Genomic DNA, 16,103 nt, shown 5'->3' on the forward strand with positions numbered 1-16,103 from the left:
TTCAGCGGCCGCACACAACCCCCGGACCGCGCCTCCAACCCTAGTGCTCCCGGCCACGACGCCGCATGGTGCATGCGGGGAGATTCGGTGCTCCCGTTACGGTGGTGACGAGGAAACGACCCTGCGGTCATCCGCAGTAACCCCAGCGGTCTACCATCGTCTGTAGTAGATGTTGCGCGGCGGCTGTGACCATCAACAAGCGGAAGACCATCAACATCGGACGAACACCGCCGACAATGAGGAGTTGACTGCGTGAGCATTCGCGAGCGCCACCTCAACCATGGGGCGCCGTCTCGCATCCGCACCACGGTTTTGGCCTACCTGGCGCTGACGAAACCACGCGTGATCGAGTTGCTGCTGGTCACCGCCATCCCGGCGATGCTGCTGGCCGATCGGGGCACGGTCGATCCGCTGCTGATCCTCAACACACTCATCGGCGGGATGCTGGCCGCCGCGGGCGCGAACACGCTCAACTGCGTCGCCGACGCCGACATCGACAAGAAGATGAAGCGGACCGCCCGCCGGCCGCTCGCGCGCGACACCGTCCCCACCCGCAATGCGCTGGTCTTCGGGCTCACGCTGTCGGTCGGCTCGTTCTTCTGGCTCTGGGGCACCAGTAACCTCCTGTCCGGCCTGCTCGCGGTCGCCACCATCGCGTTCTACGTCTTCGTCTACACGCTGCTGCTCAAGCGGCGCACCTCCCAGAACGTGGTCTGGGGCGGGGCCGCCGGTTGCATGCCGGTGATGATCGGCTGGTCGGCGGTCACCGGCACGATCCAATGGCCCGCGCTGGTGATGTTCGCGATCATCTTCTTCTGGACGCCGCCCCACACGTGGGCGCTGGCGATGCGCTACAAGGACGACTACAAGGCGGCCGGGGTGCCGATGCTGCCCGCGGTCGCCACCGAGCGTCAGGTCACCCGCCAGATCCTCATCTACACCTGGCTGACGGTGCTGACCACGCTGGCGCTGGCGCTGGCCACGGGCTGGCTGTACGCCTCGGTGGCGGTGCTCGCGGGCACCTGGTTCCTGGTCATGGCCCACCAGCTCTACAGCGGGGTCAAGCGCGGTGAGCCGGTCAAACCGTTGCGGCTGTTCCTGCAGTCGAACAACTACCTGGCCGTCGTGTTCGCCGCGCTGGCGGTCGACTCGGTGCTGGCGCTGCCGACGCTGTTCGGCTGACCGGTCACTCGACCGGCAGCCGCACGCCCGTCTGCGGATCGAAGCGGTGCACGTCGGCGGGTCGCGCGGACAGCTCGACCGCGGTGCCGGGGGAGACGTCGGCCAACTGCGCTGCGGCCACCACGCTGGTCAGCTGTTCGGCACCGGCCCGCACGGTGACGATCGCGCGCGGACCCAGCAACTCGACCAGTTCCACGGTCGCGGAGCCGTCCCGGGCCGGAGCGAGGATGAGGTCGTCGGGACGCACACCGATCGTCACGGCTGCGGCGTCGGGGCCGCCGACGGTCATCCGCAGCCCGTCACAGCGCAGTTCCCCGGCCGCCACGGCGCCGGTCACGAGGTTCATCTTCGGGCTGCCGACGAACGTCGCCACGAAGGTGTCCGCGGGGCGCTGGTAGACCTCGGCCGGGGGAGCGGCCTGGGCGATCCGGCCGTCGCGCATCACCACGATGCGGTCCGACAGGGTCATCGCCTCCTCCTGGTCGTGGGTGACGTAGAGCGACGTGATCCCGAGCCGGCGCTGCAGGCGCAGCAGCTCGGTGCGGGTCTCCACCCGCAGCTTCGCGTCGAGGTTGCTCAGCGGTTCGTCGAACAGGAACACCGAGGGTTCCCGGATGATCGCGCGGCCGATCGCCACCCGCTGCTGCTGCCCGCCGGACAGATCCTTGGGCTTGCGCGCCGTGAGGTGGCCGAGACCGAGCGACTCGGCGATCTCGTCGGCGCGCTCGAGCGCCTCGGCGCGCGGAATGCGCTTGGCGCGCAACGGGAACGCGATGTTCTCCCGCACCGACAGATGCGGGTAGAGCGCATAGTTCTGGAACACCATGGCGATGTCGCGTTCCTTGGGTTCCAGCGCGGTGACGTCACGGTTGCCGATGTGGATCGATCCGGAGCTGACCTTCTCGAGCCCGGCGAGCATCCGCAGCGACGTGGTCTTACCGCATCCCGACGGACCGACCAGCACGGTCATGCTGCCGTCGGTGAGTTCGAGGTCGAGTTCGGAGACCACGGCGGCGTCGCCGAACGCCTTGGTGACCGCGGAGAAGGTGACCGATGCCATGGGGGAGTTCCTCGCTACTAGTACTTGACCGCGCCGCCGCTGATCCCCTGGACCAGGCGTCGCTGGATGAAGAAGCTGGCGACCACCACCGGCACGATGGCGATCATGATCGCGGCGCTCATCGTCCCGATCTGGACGCCGCGGAAGGTGTTGAAGTTCGAGATCGCCACCGGCAGGATCGCGGCGTTGCCGGGTGCCAGGATCAGCCCGTAGAACATGTCGTTCCACGACAGCGTGAACCCGAAGATCCCCGCCGCGCCGATCCCGGGCAGCACCTGCGGCAGCACCACCAGCCGAAACGCCTGCCAGCGCGTGAAGCCGTCGACGCGGGCCTGCTCCTCCAGCGAGGCGGGAACGGCTTCGAAGAAGCCGATCAGGAACCACGTCACCAGGGGCAGCACGAACGACAGGTGCGCGAAGATCACCGGCGCCAGCGTGTCGGTCAGGCGCAGCGCCTGGGCCATGGTCAGGAACGGGAACACCATCACCGCGGGCGGCACGACCTGCGCGGCGAGCATGCCGAACCGGGTCAGCGACCCGCCGGCGCGGTACTTGGCGATCACATAGGCGCCCATGCTGCCGACCACGAGGCTCACCCCGACGGTGACCACGCCGACCACGACGCTGCGGCCCGCGGCGGCGAAGATGCCCGAGTCCAGCACCGCCCGCCAGTTGTCCAGGGTGGGGCCGAATGCGAACAGGAACGGCTCGGACATCTGCGCCGGGGTCTTGAAGCTCGCCAGCGCCACCCAGGCGATGGGGAACAGCACGAACACCAGCGCCGCGGTCAGCACGGCGATACGCAGGACCTCCAGGGGACGCGGCCGGGTCATCAGGCGGTGGCCCTCTCGCGGCTGCGTTCCATCGCCCGGAAGGCGACGACGATCACGGCGAGCACCAGCACCAGCACGATGAACGCCATCGCGCTGGCCTGCGCGAGCCGGAAGAACTGGATGCCCTCGAGGTACATGAAGTACTGCAGGGTCTGGGTTTCGGTGCCCGGCCCACCGCGGGTGGTGGCGTAGACGTACTCGAACACGCGAAGCGCGTCGAGCCCACGCAGCAGCACCGCCACCGTCAGCACCGGCGCCAGCATCGGGATGAGAACCCGTCGCAGCCGGTAGACGGGCCCGGCGCCGTCGACCCGGGCGGCCTCCATCGGCTGTTTGGGCATCGACTCCAGGCCCGCCAGGATCAGCAGCACCATGAACGGGGTCCACTGCCACACGTCGATGAACGCCAGGGTCAGCAACGCGCGGCCGGAGCCGAAGAAGTCGTAGTCGGCGCCGACGGCGTGCAGCAGCGCCGGGATGGCACCGATCTGGTCGTTGAGCAGGAACCGGAAGATCAGCCCGACGGCGATGGGGGTGATGAACATGGGCGCCAGCACGATCGCGCGGGAAAGGTCTTTGGCCCACTTCTGCTGGTGCAGGGCCAGCGCGAGCGCGAAGCCGATGACCAGTTCCAGCGCCACCGCCACGACGACGTAGATCGCGGTGGTGCCGAACGCCTCCCAGAACGCGGGGTTGGACAGCGCGCTGCCGAAGTTGGAGAGGCCCGCGAACGCCGGTGCCTGCCGGTCGGTCAGCTGGTAGTCGGTGACCGACAGGTAGGCCGCGTAGCAGAGCGGGAATCCGACGGCCACGCCGAACAGAGCGAGCAGCGGCAACAGCATGCCGTACTTGAATGTCATGTGCCCGTTCCTGCGGCCGTCGGATTCCCGTGCGTCACTGCTGGATACGCTCGGCCGCCGCCTGCGCGTCGCGCAGGGCGTCGGCGACGCTCTTGTTACCCGCCGCCGCCTCGTTGAGTTCGGTTCCCACGGCTTGGATCATCTCCTCGCCGCCGCGGCCCTGGGTGAGCGGGGCCGCGTCCTGCAGAATCTCACCGACGACGCGGTAGTACTCCTCGCCGTATCCGTCGGCGAGCACCTTGGGATCGGTCAGCGAGCCCTGGCGGATCACCGCACCACCGGCGGCGACGCGGTCGGCGTCGACGGCGGGTGAGGTGATCCACGAGGCGAAGGCCCACGCCGCGTCGGGCGCCGCGGAGTTCGCCGGGATGGCCCAACTCCACGAGCCGAGAGCGGATTTGCCGCCCGGGATCGGTGCGAGGGCGAACTGGCCGGCCCGTTCCCCGGAGGCGCCCGCCGGGTCGTTGAGCGCGGGCAGGTTCCAGTTGTAGCCGATCATCGAGGCGGCGTTGCCGCCGGAGACCGAGCGGAACGCCTCGTCGAAGCCCCAGGACAGGCTGTTCGCCGGGGCGGCGGTGCGGTAGGTCTCGATGTAGGCGTCCAGGGCGCGGGCGGCCTGCTCGGTGTTCAGCGTGGGCTTGCCGTCCTCGCCGTAGATCGACCCGCCCGCGGCGAAGAGCCAATTCGCCCATTCCTCGAAGATCTTGTACCCACGCTGCGGCTGCATGGCGATGCCTGCGCGGTCGCCGGCCTTGAGCCGCTGCGACGTGGTGACCAGAGCGTCGAGATCGGTGGGCGCCTGCAGGTTCGCCGCCTGGAGGTCGCGGGTGTTGTAGATGTAGCCCAGCGCGTAGTTGTAGAACGGCACCCCGTAGGTCGTGCCGTCCACGTCGGTGATGTCGGTCAGCGACGGGAAGAAGTCGTCGGGCTGGTAGTCGCTGGTGGAGGAGATCCGGTCGTTCAGCGGCTCCAGGAACCCGGCGGCGGCGAAGTCGTCCATCCAGGGGTTGTCGACGACGATCAGATCGTAGGCGGGTTGGGCCGACTGGAACGACGACACCAGGCGGTCGCGCATCTGGTCGAACGTCATGGTCTCGATCTGGACGTCGACGGCGGGGTACTTCTCGTTGAACCTGCCGACCATCCCCTGCACGATGTCGGTGTCGGGCACGTTCTCCATCAGCACGCGCACCGTCGCCTTGGTGTCGGTCGGGACGTCACCCAGCCCCGACGAACTCTGCTCATCGCCGGAGCCGCCGGATCCGGCGCAGCCGGCCAGCACGAGCCCTGCGGTCATGGCCAGAGCCGGCATCCAGCGCGTGGCGTTCCGCCGCGCTGGGCGCCGGCCGAGCATCGGGATCTTCATGGGTACTCACTTCCTCCTGGTTGGGCTGGATCGAGCTTGACCGGGTCGGCGGGGCCCGGCTCAATCCATGTACGCACCGCCGTTGACCGAGAGCGCTTCCCCGGTGATGAAACGGGCGTCTTCGGACACCAGGAACGCCACCGCGCGGGCGACGTCCTCCGGTGTCTGGAGCCGGGCCAAAGGCGTTGCCTCGATCCAGCTTTCGCGTACCGCGTCCGGCGTGGAGCCGGTGAGCCGCGCCTCCCACTCCAGTTCCCGCGACTGCATGGGGGTGGCGACGAAGCCCGGGCACACGCAGTTCACGGTGATCCGGTGCCCGGCCAGCTCGTAGGCCATCGCCTGGGTGAGGCCGAGGACGGCGAACTTCGACGCCACGTAGTCCGAGAGGAACGGCACCCGGCCCTGTTTGGCGGCCATCGACGCGGTGTTGACGATCGTGCCCCGGCGGCCGGTGCGGATCATGGCCCGCGCCGCGGCCTGCCCGCAGAAGAACACCGCCTTGGTGTTGATGTCCAGCGTGCGGTCGTACTGGCCGGCGGTGACGTCGACGAACCGCTCCATCGCCGAGATGCCCGCGTTGTTGATCCACGCGTCGAGGCCGAGTCGGTCGGCGACGTCGTCGGCGAGCCGACCGGCCGCCGCGGCGTCGGTCACGTCCAACGGCAGCGCCTCGTGGCCCCGCTCGGTGGCGCCGTCGAGGGCGGCCACGGTCTCGGCGGCGGTTGCGGTGTCGATGTCGGTGACGATGACCCGCCACCCCCGCGCGGCCAGCGTGGTGGCGATCGCGCGGCCGATCCCTGAGCCGGCGCCGGTGACGACAGCGGTGCGGATCGAAGGTGAAACGTCGGTCATCAATGGGCCTTTCGGGCGAGTTCGTGGGAGACAGGAGTGAGCAGGCCGCCGAGTGTGCGCCACTGGGCGTAGGCCTCGGCGTACCGGTCGACGTGACGCGGGTCGGGTCCGACGGCGTCACCGAGGGTGAGGAAACGCTCGACAGCGGCCCAGTCGTCGAGCGCGCCGATCCCCATGGCGGCGATCACCGCCGCACCGAGGGATGCTCCCGGATGCCCGACGACCGGCCACAGCGGGGTGTCGAGAACGTCGGCGAGGATCTGCTTCCACAGCACCGAACGGCTGCCGCCGTTGGTGACCATCGCGCGCCGCAACGGAACGCCGATCTCGGCGAAGACCTCGGTGTGGTGTCGGAAACCGAAGGCGATCGCCTCGAGTACGGAGCGGTACATGTCCGCACGGGTGTGCGCCAGGTCGAGCCCGACGAAGGCGCCCCGCAGGTCCGGATCGTGGAGCGGGCTCTTCTCGCCGAGAAAGTAGGGCAGGCACAGTATTTCGGCCGCACCCCGGTCGGCGGCCTCGTCGTCGAGCTGCAGCAGGTCCACGCCGCCGGTCAGCGTCTGGAACCACCGGATCAGGCTGCCGCTGGTGGCCATGCACCCGTTGGGCAGCCAGCGGCCGGGAACCGGATGGGCGTCGAGGTAGAGACGGCTGTCGACGACGGGGGTGTCGCTGGCGGCGAGGACGTCGCCGGCGCCACCGAGTTTCACCAGCCAGTCGCCCGCGGCGTTCACTCCCGCCGCGTACGCCGACAGCACGTGGTCGGCCCCGCCGACGATCAGCGGCAGACCCTGCGGCAGTCCGGTGGCCGCGGCGGCCGATGCGCTCAGGGTCCCGGCCTGCCCACCCGGGGTCAGCACGTCCGGCATGACGTCCGGACCGAGGCCGGCAGCGGCGAACATCGGGTCGTAGCGGCGGCCGTCGAGGGCGGCGAGGCCGGACTCGATCGCCCAGTTCAGTTCGACGTGCGGCCCCGCCCCGAGCGCCATGAGCACCCAGTCGTAGGACCCGACCAGGCGCTCGGTCCGCGCCCAGGAGTCCGGATCGTTGTCCCGCAGCCACATCGCGGTCGGCGCCACCGACTGCTGGGTGATCGCCGATCCGGTGGCCGCGAGGACGTCGGCGGGGTCCAGTGCCTCGCTCAACCGGTCGATCTGTGCGGTGGCGCGGGCGTCGTTCTGCAGCAGGGCGCGGCGCACCGGGGCGCCGTGTGCGTCGACGGGTACCACCGCGGGCACCATGCCGGTGGTGGCGAGCGCGCCGATCCGCTCGGCGGCCACCCCGGATTCCTCGAGAACCGCGCGGATTGTGCTGTGCGCGTTGTCGATCCACTGCGCCGGGTCGGCCTCCGCGTGGCCGGGCGCATCGGCGAAGAGCCGGCTCTCGGCGGACGCCTGGGCGACGATCCGCGCCGACGCGACATCGATGAGCACCGTCTTGGTCCCCGTGGTGCCGACGTCGACACCGATCGTGAACTCCGACATGCCGTCCTCTCGTCTCGCTCGGGTGCTGACCGTACCGCGCATCTGTTAGATTCTCACACGTTGTGTGTAACCGTCACGTAAAACGCTGTGCTGCCGCACGTTGACTGTTATTGAATAACATCCAGGATGTCGACGACAACCGTGAGAGGCGTTCCATGACTAACTGGCTCGATGAGGTGTTCGCGGTCGAGAAACCGGTGATCGCGATGCTGCACCTGTCCGCGCTCCCCGGCGATCCCGGATACGACTCCGCGGCCGGGCTGCGCGCGGTCGTGGACCGCGCGAAGGGCGAACTGGCCGCGCTGCGCGAGGGTGGCGTCGACGGCGTGATGATCTCCAACGAGTTCAGCTTGCCGTACCTGACCAAGACCGAACCCATCACCGCCATCACCATGGCACGCATCATCGGGGAGCTGTTGCCCGACCTCACGCTGCCCTACGGCGTCAACGTGCTGTGGGACGGCCGGGCATCGATCGACCTCGCAGTGGCGACCGGCGCACAGTGGGTGCGCGAGATCTTCACCGGCGTGTACGCCAGCGACTTCGGGCTCTGGGACACCAATGTCGGGGCGGTGGCCCGCCACCGGCACCGCATCGGCGGCGCCGGGGTGAAGCTGCTGTTCAACATCGTGCCGGAGTCGGCGGCCTACCTGTCCGACCGCGATCTCGCGTCGATCACCAAGACGACGGTGTTCGCGACCCGGCCGGACGGCATCTGCGTCTCCGGGCTGACCGCAGGCGCGTCCACCGACTCGCAGGCCCTGCAGGTGGTCAAGGACGAGGCGGGCGACGTGCCGGTCTTCGTCAACACCGGTGTGCGCGCCCACAACGCCGCCGAGCAGTTGTCGATCGCCGACGGAGCCATCGTCGGGACCTACTTCAAGGAGGACGGCGTGTTCGAGAATCGCGCGGTGGCGTCCCGGGTCACCGAGCTGATGACCGCCGTGCGGGACTTCCGCGCCACGCTGTGAATGTCCGGGAGATGCCGGCCGCGGCCGTAGAGCTGGAGAAGCTGGCGGTGCTCGCCGCCGAGACGGGGGCGGGGTTGTGCCTGAGCCGGCTCGGTGAGCCGATCGTCGTGAGCACCAAAAGCGCGGCAGGCGATGTCGTCACCACGGTCGACCGGGCGGCGGAGGAAGCCGTGCGGCAGGTTCTGCTCGACGCCCGCCCCGCGGACTCCGTACTCGGGGAGGAACTGCCCGCGCACACCGGGACCAGCGGGCTCGAGTGGGTCGTCGACCCGCTGGACGGCACCACCAACTACACCCGGCTGATCCCGTACTTCGCCACCTCGGTGGCGGTGCGCCGCACCGCCGACGGGGTCTGGCTGGCCGGCGCGGTGAGCGCACCGGCGCTGGGTGCCACCTGGAGCGCGGCCAGAGGCGGGGGAGCGCAGCTCAGGTCGCCGGCGCAGCGGGCGGTGCTGCCGCTGCAGCTGCCCCCGACCTCGGCGCGGCTGATCGGCACCGGCCTGGCCTACGATCCCGGACGGCGGCGGCGTCAGGTCCGGGAACTCGGCGCGCTGCTGGCCGACTACACCGACATGCGCCGCTTCGGCGCCGCGGCCGTCGACCTGTGCCTCGTCGCCCAGGGCAGTCTGCACGCCTTCGTCGAAGACGATCTGGCTGTGCACGACTGGGCGGCCGGCGCTCTCATCGCCGAGGAGGCGGGCGCGACGGTGCACCGGCCCACCCACGGTGACGAGACCGTGGCGGTCCGCTGGGGCTGATCAGGCCGTCGCGGTGGTCTGCGGCCCCGCGGCGTCGACGCACACCACCTGAACGCCCGCGGCGCGCAGACTCTCCACGGTCGGATGGTCACACGGGCCGTCGGTGACCAGGACCGAGATGTCCGACACCGGAGCGACGTTGATCAGCTGCACGCGACCGAGTTTGGCGGCGTCGGCCGCCACGATCACCCGGTCGGCGGACCGCATCGCCGCCTGTTTGACGTTGCCCTCTTCGCGGTGATACTCCGACGCGCCCCGTTTGCCGTCGACGCCGGCGATGCCCATCACGTAGGTGTCGCAGTTGTAGCGCAGATAGAAGTCCTCCGCCTCGGCGCCGATGAGGCTCAGTTCGCCGGGCCGGACCTTGCCGCCGGTGAGCAGGATCGTGGTGTCGGGTTCGTCGGCGAGCTCCACGGCGACCAGGATGCTCGGGGTGATCACGGTGAGGCCCAGGGCGCGTCCCTTGATCGCCCGGGCCACCGCCAGAACGGTACTGCCGCTGTCGAGGATGACCGTCTCCTGCGGGGTGAGCAGATCCGCGACCGCGCTGGCGATGTGGATCTTCTCGTCGGCCGCCTCGGCCGCGCGGGAGGCGAAGGACGGCTCGGTGGACTTACCGCCGAACGCGATCGCGCCGCCGAGCACCCGGCGGGCGATGCCCTGATCCTCCAGCCGCTCGATGTCGCGCCGGATCGTCATCTCCGAGACATCGAATTCCCCTGCGAGCGAAGCGAAGTCGACTTCCCGGTCGGCGTTGATCCTCGCGGCGATCGCCGCCCGCCGGGCATGCGCGTTCAGAGTGGGCACCGCTCCAGCGTAAGCCACTGGTGTGAAATTTTCACACCAGTCACACGATCGTTACGGAATTAGGACCACGGACCCGACGGTCTTGCGCCCCTGCAGATCGCGGTGCGCGCGCTCCGCCTCGCGCAGCGGATACTGCTCGCTGACGGTCACCGTGATCTGCCCCCTGGCGATCGCGTCCAGCACCTCGCCGGCACGCCAGGAGAACTCGTCGGGGGTGCGGGTGTAGTGCACCAGGCTGGGCCGGGTCAGGTACACCGAGCCCGAGGAGTTCAGCCGTTGCGGGTCGACCGGCGGCACCGGGCCGCTCGCGCCACCGAACAGGACGAGGGTGCCCCGTACCGCGAGGCTGGCCAGGCTGGCGTCGAACGTCGCCGCACCCACGCCGTCGTAGACGGCGGCCACACCGTTGCCGCCGGTGAGCTCGCGGACCCGGGCGCCGAACTCCTGCGGATCCTCCGGATAGTCGAGCACCTCGATCGCCCCCGCCTGGCGGGAGAGTTCGGCCTTCTGCGGCGTGGAGACGGTCGTGATGACCTTGGCCGCCAGGCTGGTCGCCCACTGGGTGAGGATCAGCCCGACCCCGCCGGCTCCCGCGTGCACCAGCACCGTGTCGCCCTGCTGGACCGGATAGGTCGACTTGATCAGGTAATGGGCGGTCATCCCCTTCAGCAGCGAGGAGGCGGCGACCGCGGGAGCCACCCCGGCGGGTACGTAAGCCACGAAATCCGCAGGCGCCACGGTGTATTCGGCGTAGGCGCCGAGCGCCTTGTCGGTCACCACCCGGTCGCCCACCTGAAGGGCCGCGACGTCGTCGCCGACGGCCTCGATGGTGCCGCAGACCTCGGTGCCGACGACGAACGGCACCTCTCGCGGATACAGGCCGGACCGGAAGTAGGTGTCGATGAAGTTGACGCCGATCGCCTCGGCCTTGATCAGCACCTGACCCGGGCCGGGCGACGGGGGATCCTTCTCGACGTGGGTGAGGACCTCGGGACCGCCGGTTTCGGAGACTTCGATGGCGTACATGCGAACCATCATCCACGGCTTAGCATGACGCAGGTGAGGCTCGCGCGTCCCGACCTGTTCCACCCGCGGATCGTGTTGGCCGGCTGCCCGGCGCTGCCCGAGGGCGACGGCGACGACGACGGGTTGGTCGAGGCGCTGCGCACACGGGGTCTGCACCCCCGCTGGCTGCCCTGGGACGATCCCGCGGTGCTGGACGCCGACCTGGTGATCCTGCGGGCGACGTGGGACTACATCGAGCGTCTCGACGAGTTCAAGGTGTGGACGCGGCAGGTGCGCAACCTGCTCAACGGCCCCGACGTCGTCGCCTGGAACACCGACAAGCGCTACCTCGCGGACCTGGAGGGGCGGGGGATCCCGACGGTGCCGACCCGTTACTTCGGCGGCGGTGACACCGTCGTCGTCCCCGACGGCGAGGTCGTGGTCAAACCCGCGGTCGGCGGGGGTTCTGCAGGGGCGCAACGCTTCACCGATCCGCTGGCCGCCGCCGCCCACGCGGCGCAGCTGCAGGCGCAGGGCCGCGCGGTCCTCGTGCAGACGTACGACGCGCGGGTGGAGTACGGGGAGACGGCGCTGGTGTTCCTCGGCGGTGAGCAGTCGCATGCGTTCACCAAGGCCGCGATGCTGCCCCCGGAGGGGCCGCCCGTGTTCGACGAATCGGGCACCTACGCGTTGGAGACGCTGGGTCCCGCGGAACCGGATTTCGAGCTGTGGGATCTCGGGCGCGCGGCGCTGAAGGCGGCCGCCGACGCCCTGGGGATGGCAGTGGCCGAGTTCCTCTATGCGCGGGTCGACGTCATCGGGACCGACGCGGACGCGCGCGTACTAGAGGTGGAACTCGTCGAGCCGTCACTGGGTTGGCGGCAACTCGACGCCGCCACGCGCGCGGACCGCCAGCGCGACTTCGCCGTCGCCGTCGAGGTCGCGCTCGAGCGCCTCGGACTCGGTCCGCTGTCGCATCGACGCCCATAGCGCCGCGGTGGCCGCCGTGCAGGCCGCCGCCCCCGCCACGTGCACGGCGACCAGCGCCGCGGGAACCCCGGTGACGAACTGCACGGCGCCGACCGTGCCCTGGGCGACGACGATCGCGGCCAGGACGCCCAGCCGGATCAGCACCGGCCGTTGCGCCCGCACCGCGAGCAGCCCGAAGCCGAGGGCGATCACGAGGGACAAATACGCGACGAGCAGCGACGAGTGCAGGTGCACCAGCGTGGTGATCTCGACCTGCAGGCGGGGGACCGGTTGCTCGATGCTCTTGTCGCCCGCATGTGGCCCGGCCCCGGTCACCAGGGTGCCGGTCACCAGGGTGGCGGCCAGGGTGAGGGCGCTCAGCAGCGTCAACTGGCGCAGGGGTCTGGGAACCGTGCGCACCGGGGCGCCGCCGTCGGGTTCTCCGATCTTGACGAACAGCAGGACCGACAGCCACACCATGGCCATGGAGACGAGCAGGTGGATCGCGACGGTCCACCACAGCAACCCGGTCAGCACGGTGATGCCGCCGATCACCGCCTGCGCCACCGTCGACGCCGGCATCAGCCACGCGTAGACGAGCACTTCGCGGCGGCGCCGGGCGCGGGTGACGGCCAGCACGGCCGCCGCGGCGGTGAGCACGACGAGGAACGTGATGAGGCGGTTGCCGAATTCGACGGCCTGGTGGATACCGGGCACCTCGGCGTGCGGTACCGGCGTGAAGCTGCCGGGGAAGCACTGCGGCCAGGTGGGGCAGCCCAACCCCGACGCGGTGACGCGGACGATCGCGCCGGTGACCGAGATCCCGCCCTGGGTCAGGATGACCGCGACGGCGATCGCGCGTTGGACCCGCAGACTGGGCAGCGGCAGCAGGTCGACCAGCCGCAGGAAGAGTCGTCTGACGGGCACGAATCCGATGGTAGAGCAGCCCTAACTACGGCTCGTAGTAGGCCCGCCCGTCACCGCGGCGCGACGAAGGGGACCAGCACCTGATCGACCAGCGCGACCACCAGGTCGTCGGTGATCGGATCCCCGGTGATCAGCAGCCGGTGCCACAGCACGCTCTGGCCGAGTTCACGGGCGATCTCCACCGGGACGTCGGGGCGCACGTCCCCCCGGTCGACGCCCCGCCGCAGCAGCGCGGCCATCTCCCGTTTGCGCCAGCCGATGACGTCGTCGCGCAGGGCGGCCGCCAGCTCCGCATCGTGGGCGGCTGCGGCGACGGCGGCCTTCATCACCGCGGCGTCGGGTCCGGTGAACAGCGCCGCCCAGCCGCGCAGCACCGCGAGCATGTCGCCACGGAAGCTGCCGGTGTCGTCGTGCGGGATGGCCGTCGTCGCGATCTGCATCAGCGTGTCCCGCAGCAGGCTCGCCCGGTCCGGCCACCGCCGGTACAGAACCGGCTTGCTCGTGCGGGCCGCGGCGGCCACCGACTCCATGGTCACGGCGCCCGGTCCCTGTTCGGCCAGCAGGGTCAGCACGGCGGCCCGGATGGCCGCGTCGAGTTCCGCGCCGTGTCGTCTTCCCATGACCCTCCTCGAAAGAAACGCTTGCGTATCTTATCGCACGGTTCTAGCGTCGGAGATACGAAACCGTTTCTCCCGGAGGTCGCCATGTCCCGCCCTGTGCTCTACCCGCTGCGCTCCGTCGACACCGCCACCGTGCAGCTCATCAACGCACCGCATCACCGCCGCCGGGTGACGATCGACCACCGGCCGCTGGCGGGTGTGACGCCGGCGATGCTGCTCGACTGGTTCACCCATCTCGGCGCGACGATGGTCTACGGCGGCGAGGTGATCGACCGCTATCTGGCGTGGCATCCGATCGACCACATCCGGTGGGAGCTGACCCGTCCCGCCCCCGGCGGCGGGGCGGCCGACGGCGCCCGATTCCGCATGGTGGAGGCGTTCGGCGGGCGTCCCGAGTTCACGATCGACGAGGTGGCGCGTGTCGAGAAGCTGGACGCGACGGGCATCCGCCTGGTCAAGCGGCTCGCGGGCATGGTGTTCTTCCAGCTCGAGCACACCTGGTCGGCCGGGGCGGACGGCGCGCACTACGTCACGGTGATGGACCTGGGCGTCCGGTCCACGCTCTTCGCGCCGGTGAACAGGCTGGTGGCGCGGCACTTCCCCGACGACAAGATGCGCGCCTGGGTGCGGCACAACATCGAGGAGGTCGGCCAGTTGGAGTATCTGCTGCCCGCGCTGGTCTCAGGTGAAGCGGAACCAGCGCAGCGCGCATAGCGCCGCGACGCCGCCCCACGCCGCGAGGACGGCCAGTCCCAACCAGTCGACCGAGAGCGTCATCGCCTGCGTCAGCGCCTCGGTCAGCGCGCCCGACGGCGTGAGCCGGGCGGCCCACGCGAGCGCACCGGGCACCGCCTGACCCTCGAGGGTGAGCGCGCCCAGGCCCGCGAACACGAACCACAGCAGGTTGGCGACCGCCAGCACGATCTCGGCGCGCAGCGTGCCGCCGAGCAGCAGGCCCAGCGCCGCGAACCCCGCGGTGCCCAGCGCGATGATCACCCCGCCGAGCAGCAGTCCGACCACCTCGGGGCGCCATCCCAGCGCAAACCCGATGGCGCCCAACAGGATCGACTGCAGGAATACCACGGTGACCACCGCAAGCGACTTGCCCGCGATGATGCCCCACACCGGGAGTGCCGTCGCACCGAGCCTTTTCAGCGCACCGTAGCGACGGTCGAAGGCCACCGCGATGGCCTGTCCGGTGAACGCTGTCGAGATCACCGCGAGCGCCATGATCGCGGGGACGAACGTGCCCGCGCGGTCGTCGCCGAAGTCGCCGAGCGGCAACACGATCAGCCCGACCAGCAGGGTGATCGGGATGAACATCGTCAGCAGCAGCTGTTCGCCGTTGCGCAGCAGCAACCGCAGCTCCAGGCCGAACTGGGCGGCCAGCATCTTCGGCACGGCCGCGGGCCGCGGATCGGGTGTGAACGTGCCCGGCGCGAACTGGTTGGTCGTCATTTCCGCAACTCCCGGCCGGTCAGGTCCAAGAACACGTCCTCGAGGCTGCGCTGCTCCACGCGCATGTCGGTGGCCAGCACGTTCAGCCGCGCGCACCAGGCCGTCACCGTGGCCAGCACCTGCGGGTCGACGTGCCCCTCGACGAGGTACTCACCCGGCGTGGTCTCGGTGGCCTTGTAGCTCTCCGGCAGCGCGGTCATCAGCAGCGACAGATCCAGCTTGGGCGGCGCGCTGAACCGCAACTGGTTCTCGGCGCCGCTGCGCATCAGCTCCGCCGGCGTCCCGGCGGCCACCGCGACCCCGTGGTCGATGATCACCAGCCGGTCGGCCAGCTCCTCGGCCTCGGTCAGCTGGTGGGTGGTCAACACGACGGTGACGCCGTCGCGGCGCAGCGCGTCGATCAACTCCCACACCACGATGCGGGCGTGGGCGTCCATCCCGGCCGTCGGTTCGTCGAGGAAGACCAGTTCGGGACGGCCGACGACAGCGCAGGCCAGCGCCAGCCGCTGCTGCTGGCCGCCGGACAGCCGACGGTAGGTGGTGCGCGCGACGTCGGTGAGCCCGAGGATGTCGAGCAGCCACCGCGGGTCGAGCGGATCGGCGGCGTAGGCGGCGACGAGGTCGAGCATCTCGCCGGCCCGGGCCGCCGGGTAACCCCCGCCGCCCTGCAGCATCACGCCGATGCGCTCGCGGACTCTGGTGTTGTGCGCGGCGGGGTCCATGCCGAGGATCTCGATGGTCCCCGAATCGGGACGCAGGAACCCTTCGCACATCTCGACCGTCGTCGTCTTCCCCGCGCCGTTGGGCCCGAGCAGCGCCAGTACTTCCGCGCGGTGCACGTCGAGGTCCAGGCCGGCGACCGCCGTCGTCGACCCGTAGCGCTTGCTCACACCACGCATCCGCACGGGCTGTGCGGACGAGCGTTCGCGGGAGGAGCCGACGGCTTCGGAT

Annotated in this window: 16 protein-coding genes and 1 pseudogene; 5 read left to right on the plus strand and 12 right to left on the minus strand. The window is 70.1% G+C overall.

Annotated features, from left to right (window positions below):
• Positions 1-252 precede the first annotated feature (252 nt).
• Positions 253-1,182 (plus strand): heme o synthase, encoded by a 930-nt coding sequence (locus tag AU195_RS12615; protein WP_059095571.1) that lies wholly within the window; start codon positions 253-255, stop codon positions 1,180-1,182.
• Positions 1,183-1,186: 4 nt separating this feature from the next.
• Here AU195_RS12615 and AU195_RS12620 read toward each other — a convergent pair whose 3' ends face one another.
• The 6 genes from AU195_RS12620 to AU195_RS12645 are packed head-to-tail and all read right to left on the minus strand — an operon-like array spanning position 1,187 to position 7,637.
• Positions 1,187-2,242 (minus strand): ABC transporter ATP-binding protein, encoded by a 1,056-nt coding sequence (locus tag AU195_RS12620; RefSeq protein ID WP_059159410.1) that lies wholly within the window; start codon positions 2,240-2,242, stop codon positions 1,187-1,189.
• Positions 2,243-2,259: 17 nt separating this feature from the next.
• Positions 2,260-3,075 (minus strand): carbohydrate ABC transporter permease, encoded by an 816-nt coding sequence (locus AU195_RS12625; protein ID WP_059159411.1) that lies wholly within the window; start codon positions 3,073-3,075, stop codon positions 2,260-2,262.
• Positions 3,075-3,935 (minus strand): carbohydrate ABC transporter permease, encoded by an 861-nt coding sequence (locus AU195_RS12630; protein WP_059159412.1) that lies wholly within the window; start codon positions 3,933-3,935, stop codon positions 3,075-3,077. Before AU195_RS12630 ends, AU195_RS12625 begins: the two co-directional genes overlap by 1 nt.
• Before the next feature lie 34 nt (positions 3,936-3,969).
• Positions 3,970-5,301, minus strand: a complete 1,332-nt coding sequence (locus tag AU195_RS12635; RefSeq protein ID WP_059159413.1) for an ABC transporter substrate-binding protein — start codon at positions 5,299-5,301, stop codon at positions 3,970-3,972.
• Positions 5,302-5,361: 60 nt separating this feature from the next.
• Positions 5,362-6,153: an SDR family NAD(P)-dependent oxidoreductase gene (locus tag AU195_RS12640; RefSeq protein ID WP_059159414.1), complete on the minus strand. Its 792-nt coding sequence runs from the start codon at positions 6,151-6,153 to the stop codon at positions 5,362-5,364.
• On the minus strand, positions 6,153-7,637 hold the full coding sequence (locus AU195_RS12645) for an FGGY-family carbohydrate kinase (RefSeq protein WP_059159415.1): 1,485 nt from the start codon (positions 7,635-7,637) through the stop codon (positions 6,153-6,155). The genes AU195_RS12640 and AU195_RS12645 overlap by 1 nt, the downstream gene beginning before the upstream one ends.
• A 155-nt stretch (positions 7,638-7,792) precedes the next feature.
• Here AU195_RS12645 and AU195_RS12650 point away from each other — a divergent pair, with 155 nt between their 5' ends.
• Both AU195_RS12650 and AU195_RS12655 read left to right on the plus strand, forming a co-directional pair.
• The gene (locus tag AU195_RS12650; RefSeq protein ID WP_059159416.1) at positions 7,793-8,608 is read left to right on the plus strand and encodes a BtpA/SgcQ family protein; all 816 of its coding nucleotides are present in this window, start codon (positions 7,793-7,795) and stop codon (positions 8,606-8,608) included.
• An 11-nt stretch (positions 8,609-8,619) separates the two neighbouring features.
• Positions 8,620-9,366, plus strand: a complete 747-nt coding sequence (locus AU195_RS12655) for an inositol monophosphatase family protein (RefSeq protein WP_059159454.1) — start codon at positions 8,620-8,622, stop codon at positions 9,364-9,366.
• On the opposite strand, the gene AU195_RS12660 is transcribed toward AU195_RS12655, so the two are convergent.
• Positions 9,367-10,173, minus strand: coding sequence for a DeoR/GlpR family DNA-binding transcription regulator (locus tag AU195_RS12660; protein ID WP_059159417.1), 807 nt, complete (start codon positions 10,171-10,173; stop codon positions 9,367-9,369). It abuts the gene before it with no gap.
• A 51-nt stretch (positions 10,174-10,224) separates the two neighbouring features.
• Entirely contained in the window at positions 10,225-11,199 is a 975-nt protein-coding gene (locus tag AU195_RS12665) for a quinone oxidoreductase family protein (protein WP_059159418.1), read from the minus strand.
• A 24-nt stretch (positions 11,200-11,223) separates the two neighbouring features.
• Here AU195_RS12665 and AU195_RS26460 point away from each other — a divergent pair.
• Positions 11,224-11,475, plus strand: a pseudogene (locus AU195_RS26460) (DcsG N-terminal domain-containing protein); the annotation flags it as partial.
• Between the two features lie 570 nt (positions 11,476-12,045).
• On the opposite strand, the gene AU195_RS25200 reads toward AU195_RS26460, so the two are convergent.
• Positions 12,046-13,047, minus strand: a complete 1,002-nt coding sequence (locus tag AU195_RS25200) for a COX15/CtaA family protein (protein ID WP_286149228.1) — start codon at positions 13,045-13,047, stop codon at positions 12,046-12,048.
• 77 nt (positions 13,048-13,124) lie between these two features.
• Complete coding sequence (locus AU195_RS12685; protein WP_059159421.1) at positions 13,125-13,694, minus strand: TetR/AcrR family transcriptional regulator; 570 nt, start codon at positions 13,692-13,694, stop codon at positions 13,125-13,127.
• Positions 13,695-13,778: 84 nt separating this feature from the next.
• Here AU195_RS12685 and AU195_RS12690 point away from each other — a divergent pair, with 84 nt between their 5' ends.
• Positions 13,779-14,408 carry a hypothetical protein gene (locus AU195_RS12690; RefSeq protein ID WP_059159422.1) on the plus strand — a complete coding sequence of 210 codons (630 nt, stop codon included), beginning with the start codon at positions 13,779-13,781 and terminating at the stop codon, positions 14,406-14,408.
• Here the strand turns inward: AU195_RS12690 and AU195_RS12695 are convergent.
• The gene (locus AU195_RS12695) at positions 14,376-15,152 is read right to left on the minus strand and encodes an ABC transporter permease (protein WP_059159423.1); all 777 of its coding nucleotides are present in this window, start codon (positions 15,150-15,152) and stop codon (positions 14,376-14,378) included. The genes AU195_RS12690 and AU195_RS12695 overlap by 33 nt on opposite strands.
• Positions 15,149-16,051 carry an ABC transporter ATP-binding protein gene (locus AU195_RS12700; protein ID WP_059159456.1) on the minus strand — a complete coding sequence of 301 codons (903 nt, stop codon included), beginning with the start codon at positions 16,049-16,051 and terminating at the stop codon, positions 15,149-15,151. The genes AU195_RS12695 and AU195_RS12700 overlap by 4 nt, the downstream gene beginning before the upstream one ends.
• Positions 16,052-16,103 lie beyond the last annotated feature (52 nt).

The sequence above is a fragment of the Mycobacterium sp. IS-1496 genome (assembly GCF_001499995.1).
Classification (GTDB): domain Bacteria; phylum Actinomycetota; class Actinomycetes; order Mycobacteriales; family Mycobacteriaceae; genus Mycobacterium.

Bases quoted from the DNA above. Each gene is read 5' to 3' on its own strand.
- AU195_RS12620 (WP_059159410.1), bottom strand. From the start codon at position 2,242: ATGGCATCGGTCACCTTCTCCGCGGTCACCAAGGCGTTCGGCGACGCC.
- AU195_RS12625 (WP_059159411.1), bottom strand. From the start codon at position 3,075: ATGACCCGGCCGCGTCCCCTGGAGGTCCTGCGTATCGCCGTGCTGACC.
- AU195_RS12630 (WP_059159412.1), bottom strand. From the start codon at position 3,935: ATGACATTCAAGTACGGCATGCTGTTGCCGCTGCTCGCTCTGTTCGGC.
- AU195_RS12635 (WP_059159413.1), bottom strand. From the start codon at position 5,301: ATGAAGATCCCGATGCTCGGCCGGCGCCCAGCGCGGCGGAACGCCACG.
- AU195_RS12640 (WP_059159414.1), bottom strand. From the start codon at position 6,153: ATGACCGACGTTTCACCTTCGATCCGCACCGCTGTCGTCACCGGCGCC.
- AU195_RS12645 (WP_059159415.1), bottom strand. From the start codon at position 7,637: ATGTCGGAGTTCACGATCGGTGTCGACGTCGGCACCACGGGGACCAAG.
- AU195_RS12650 (WP_059159416.1), top strand. From the start codon at position 7,793: ATGACTAACTGGCTCGATGAGGTGTTCGCGGTCGAGAAACCGGTGATC.
- AU195_RS12655 (WP_059159454.1), top strand. From the start codon at position 8,620: ATGCCGGCCGCGGCCGTAGAGCTGGAGAAGCTGGCGGTGCTCGCCGCC.
- AU195_RS12665 (WP_059159418.1), bottom strand. From the start codon at position 11,199: ATGTACGCCATCGAAGTCTCCGAAACCGGCGGTCCCGAGGTCCTCACC.
- AU195_RS12685 (WP_059159421.1), bottom strand. From the start codon at position 13,694: ATGGGAAGACGACACGGCGCGGAACTCGACGCGGCCATCCGGGCCGCC.
- AU195_RS12690 (WP_059159422.1), top strand. From the start codon at position 13,779: ATGTCCCGCCCTGTGCTCTACCCGCTGCGCTCCGTCGACACCGCCACC.
- AU195_RS12695 (WP_059159423.1), bottom strand. From the start codon at position 15,152: ATGACGACCAACCAGTTCGCGCCGGGCACGTTCACACCCGATCCGCGG.
- AU195_RS12700 (WP_059159456.1), bottom strand. From the start codon at position 16,051: ATGCGTGGTGTGAGCAAGCGCTACGGGTCGACGACGGCGGTCGCCGGC.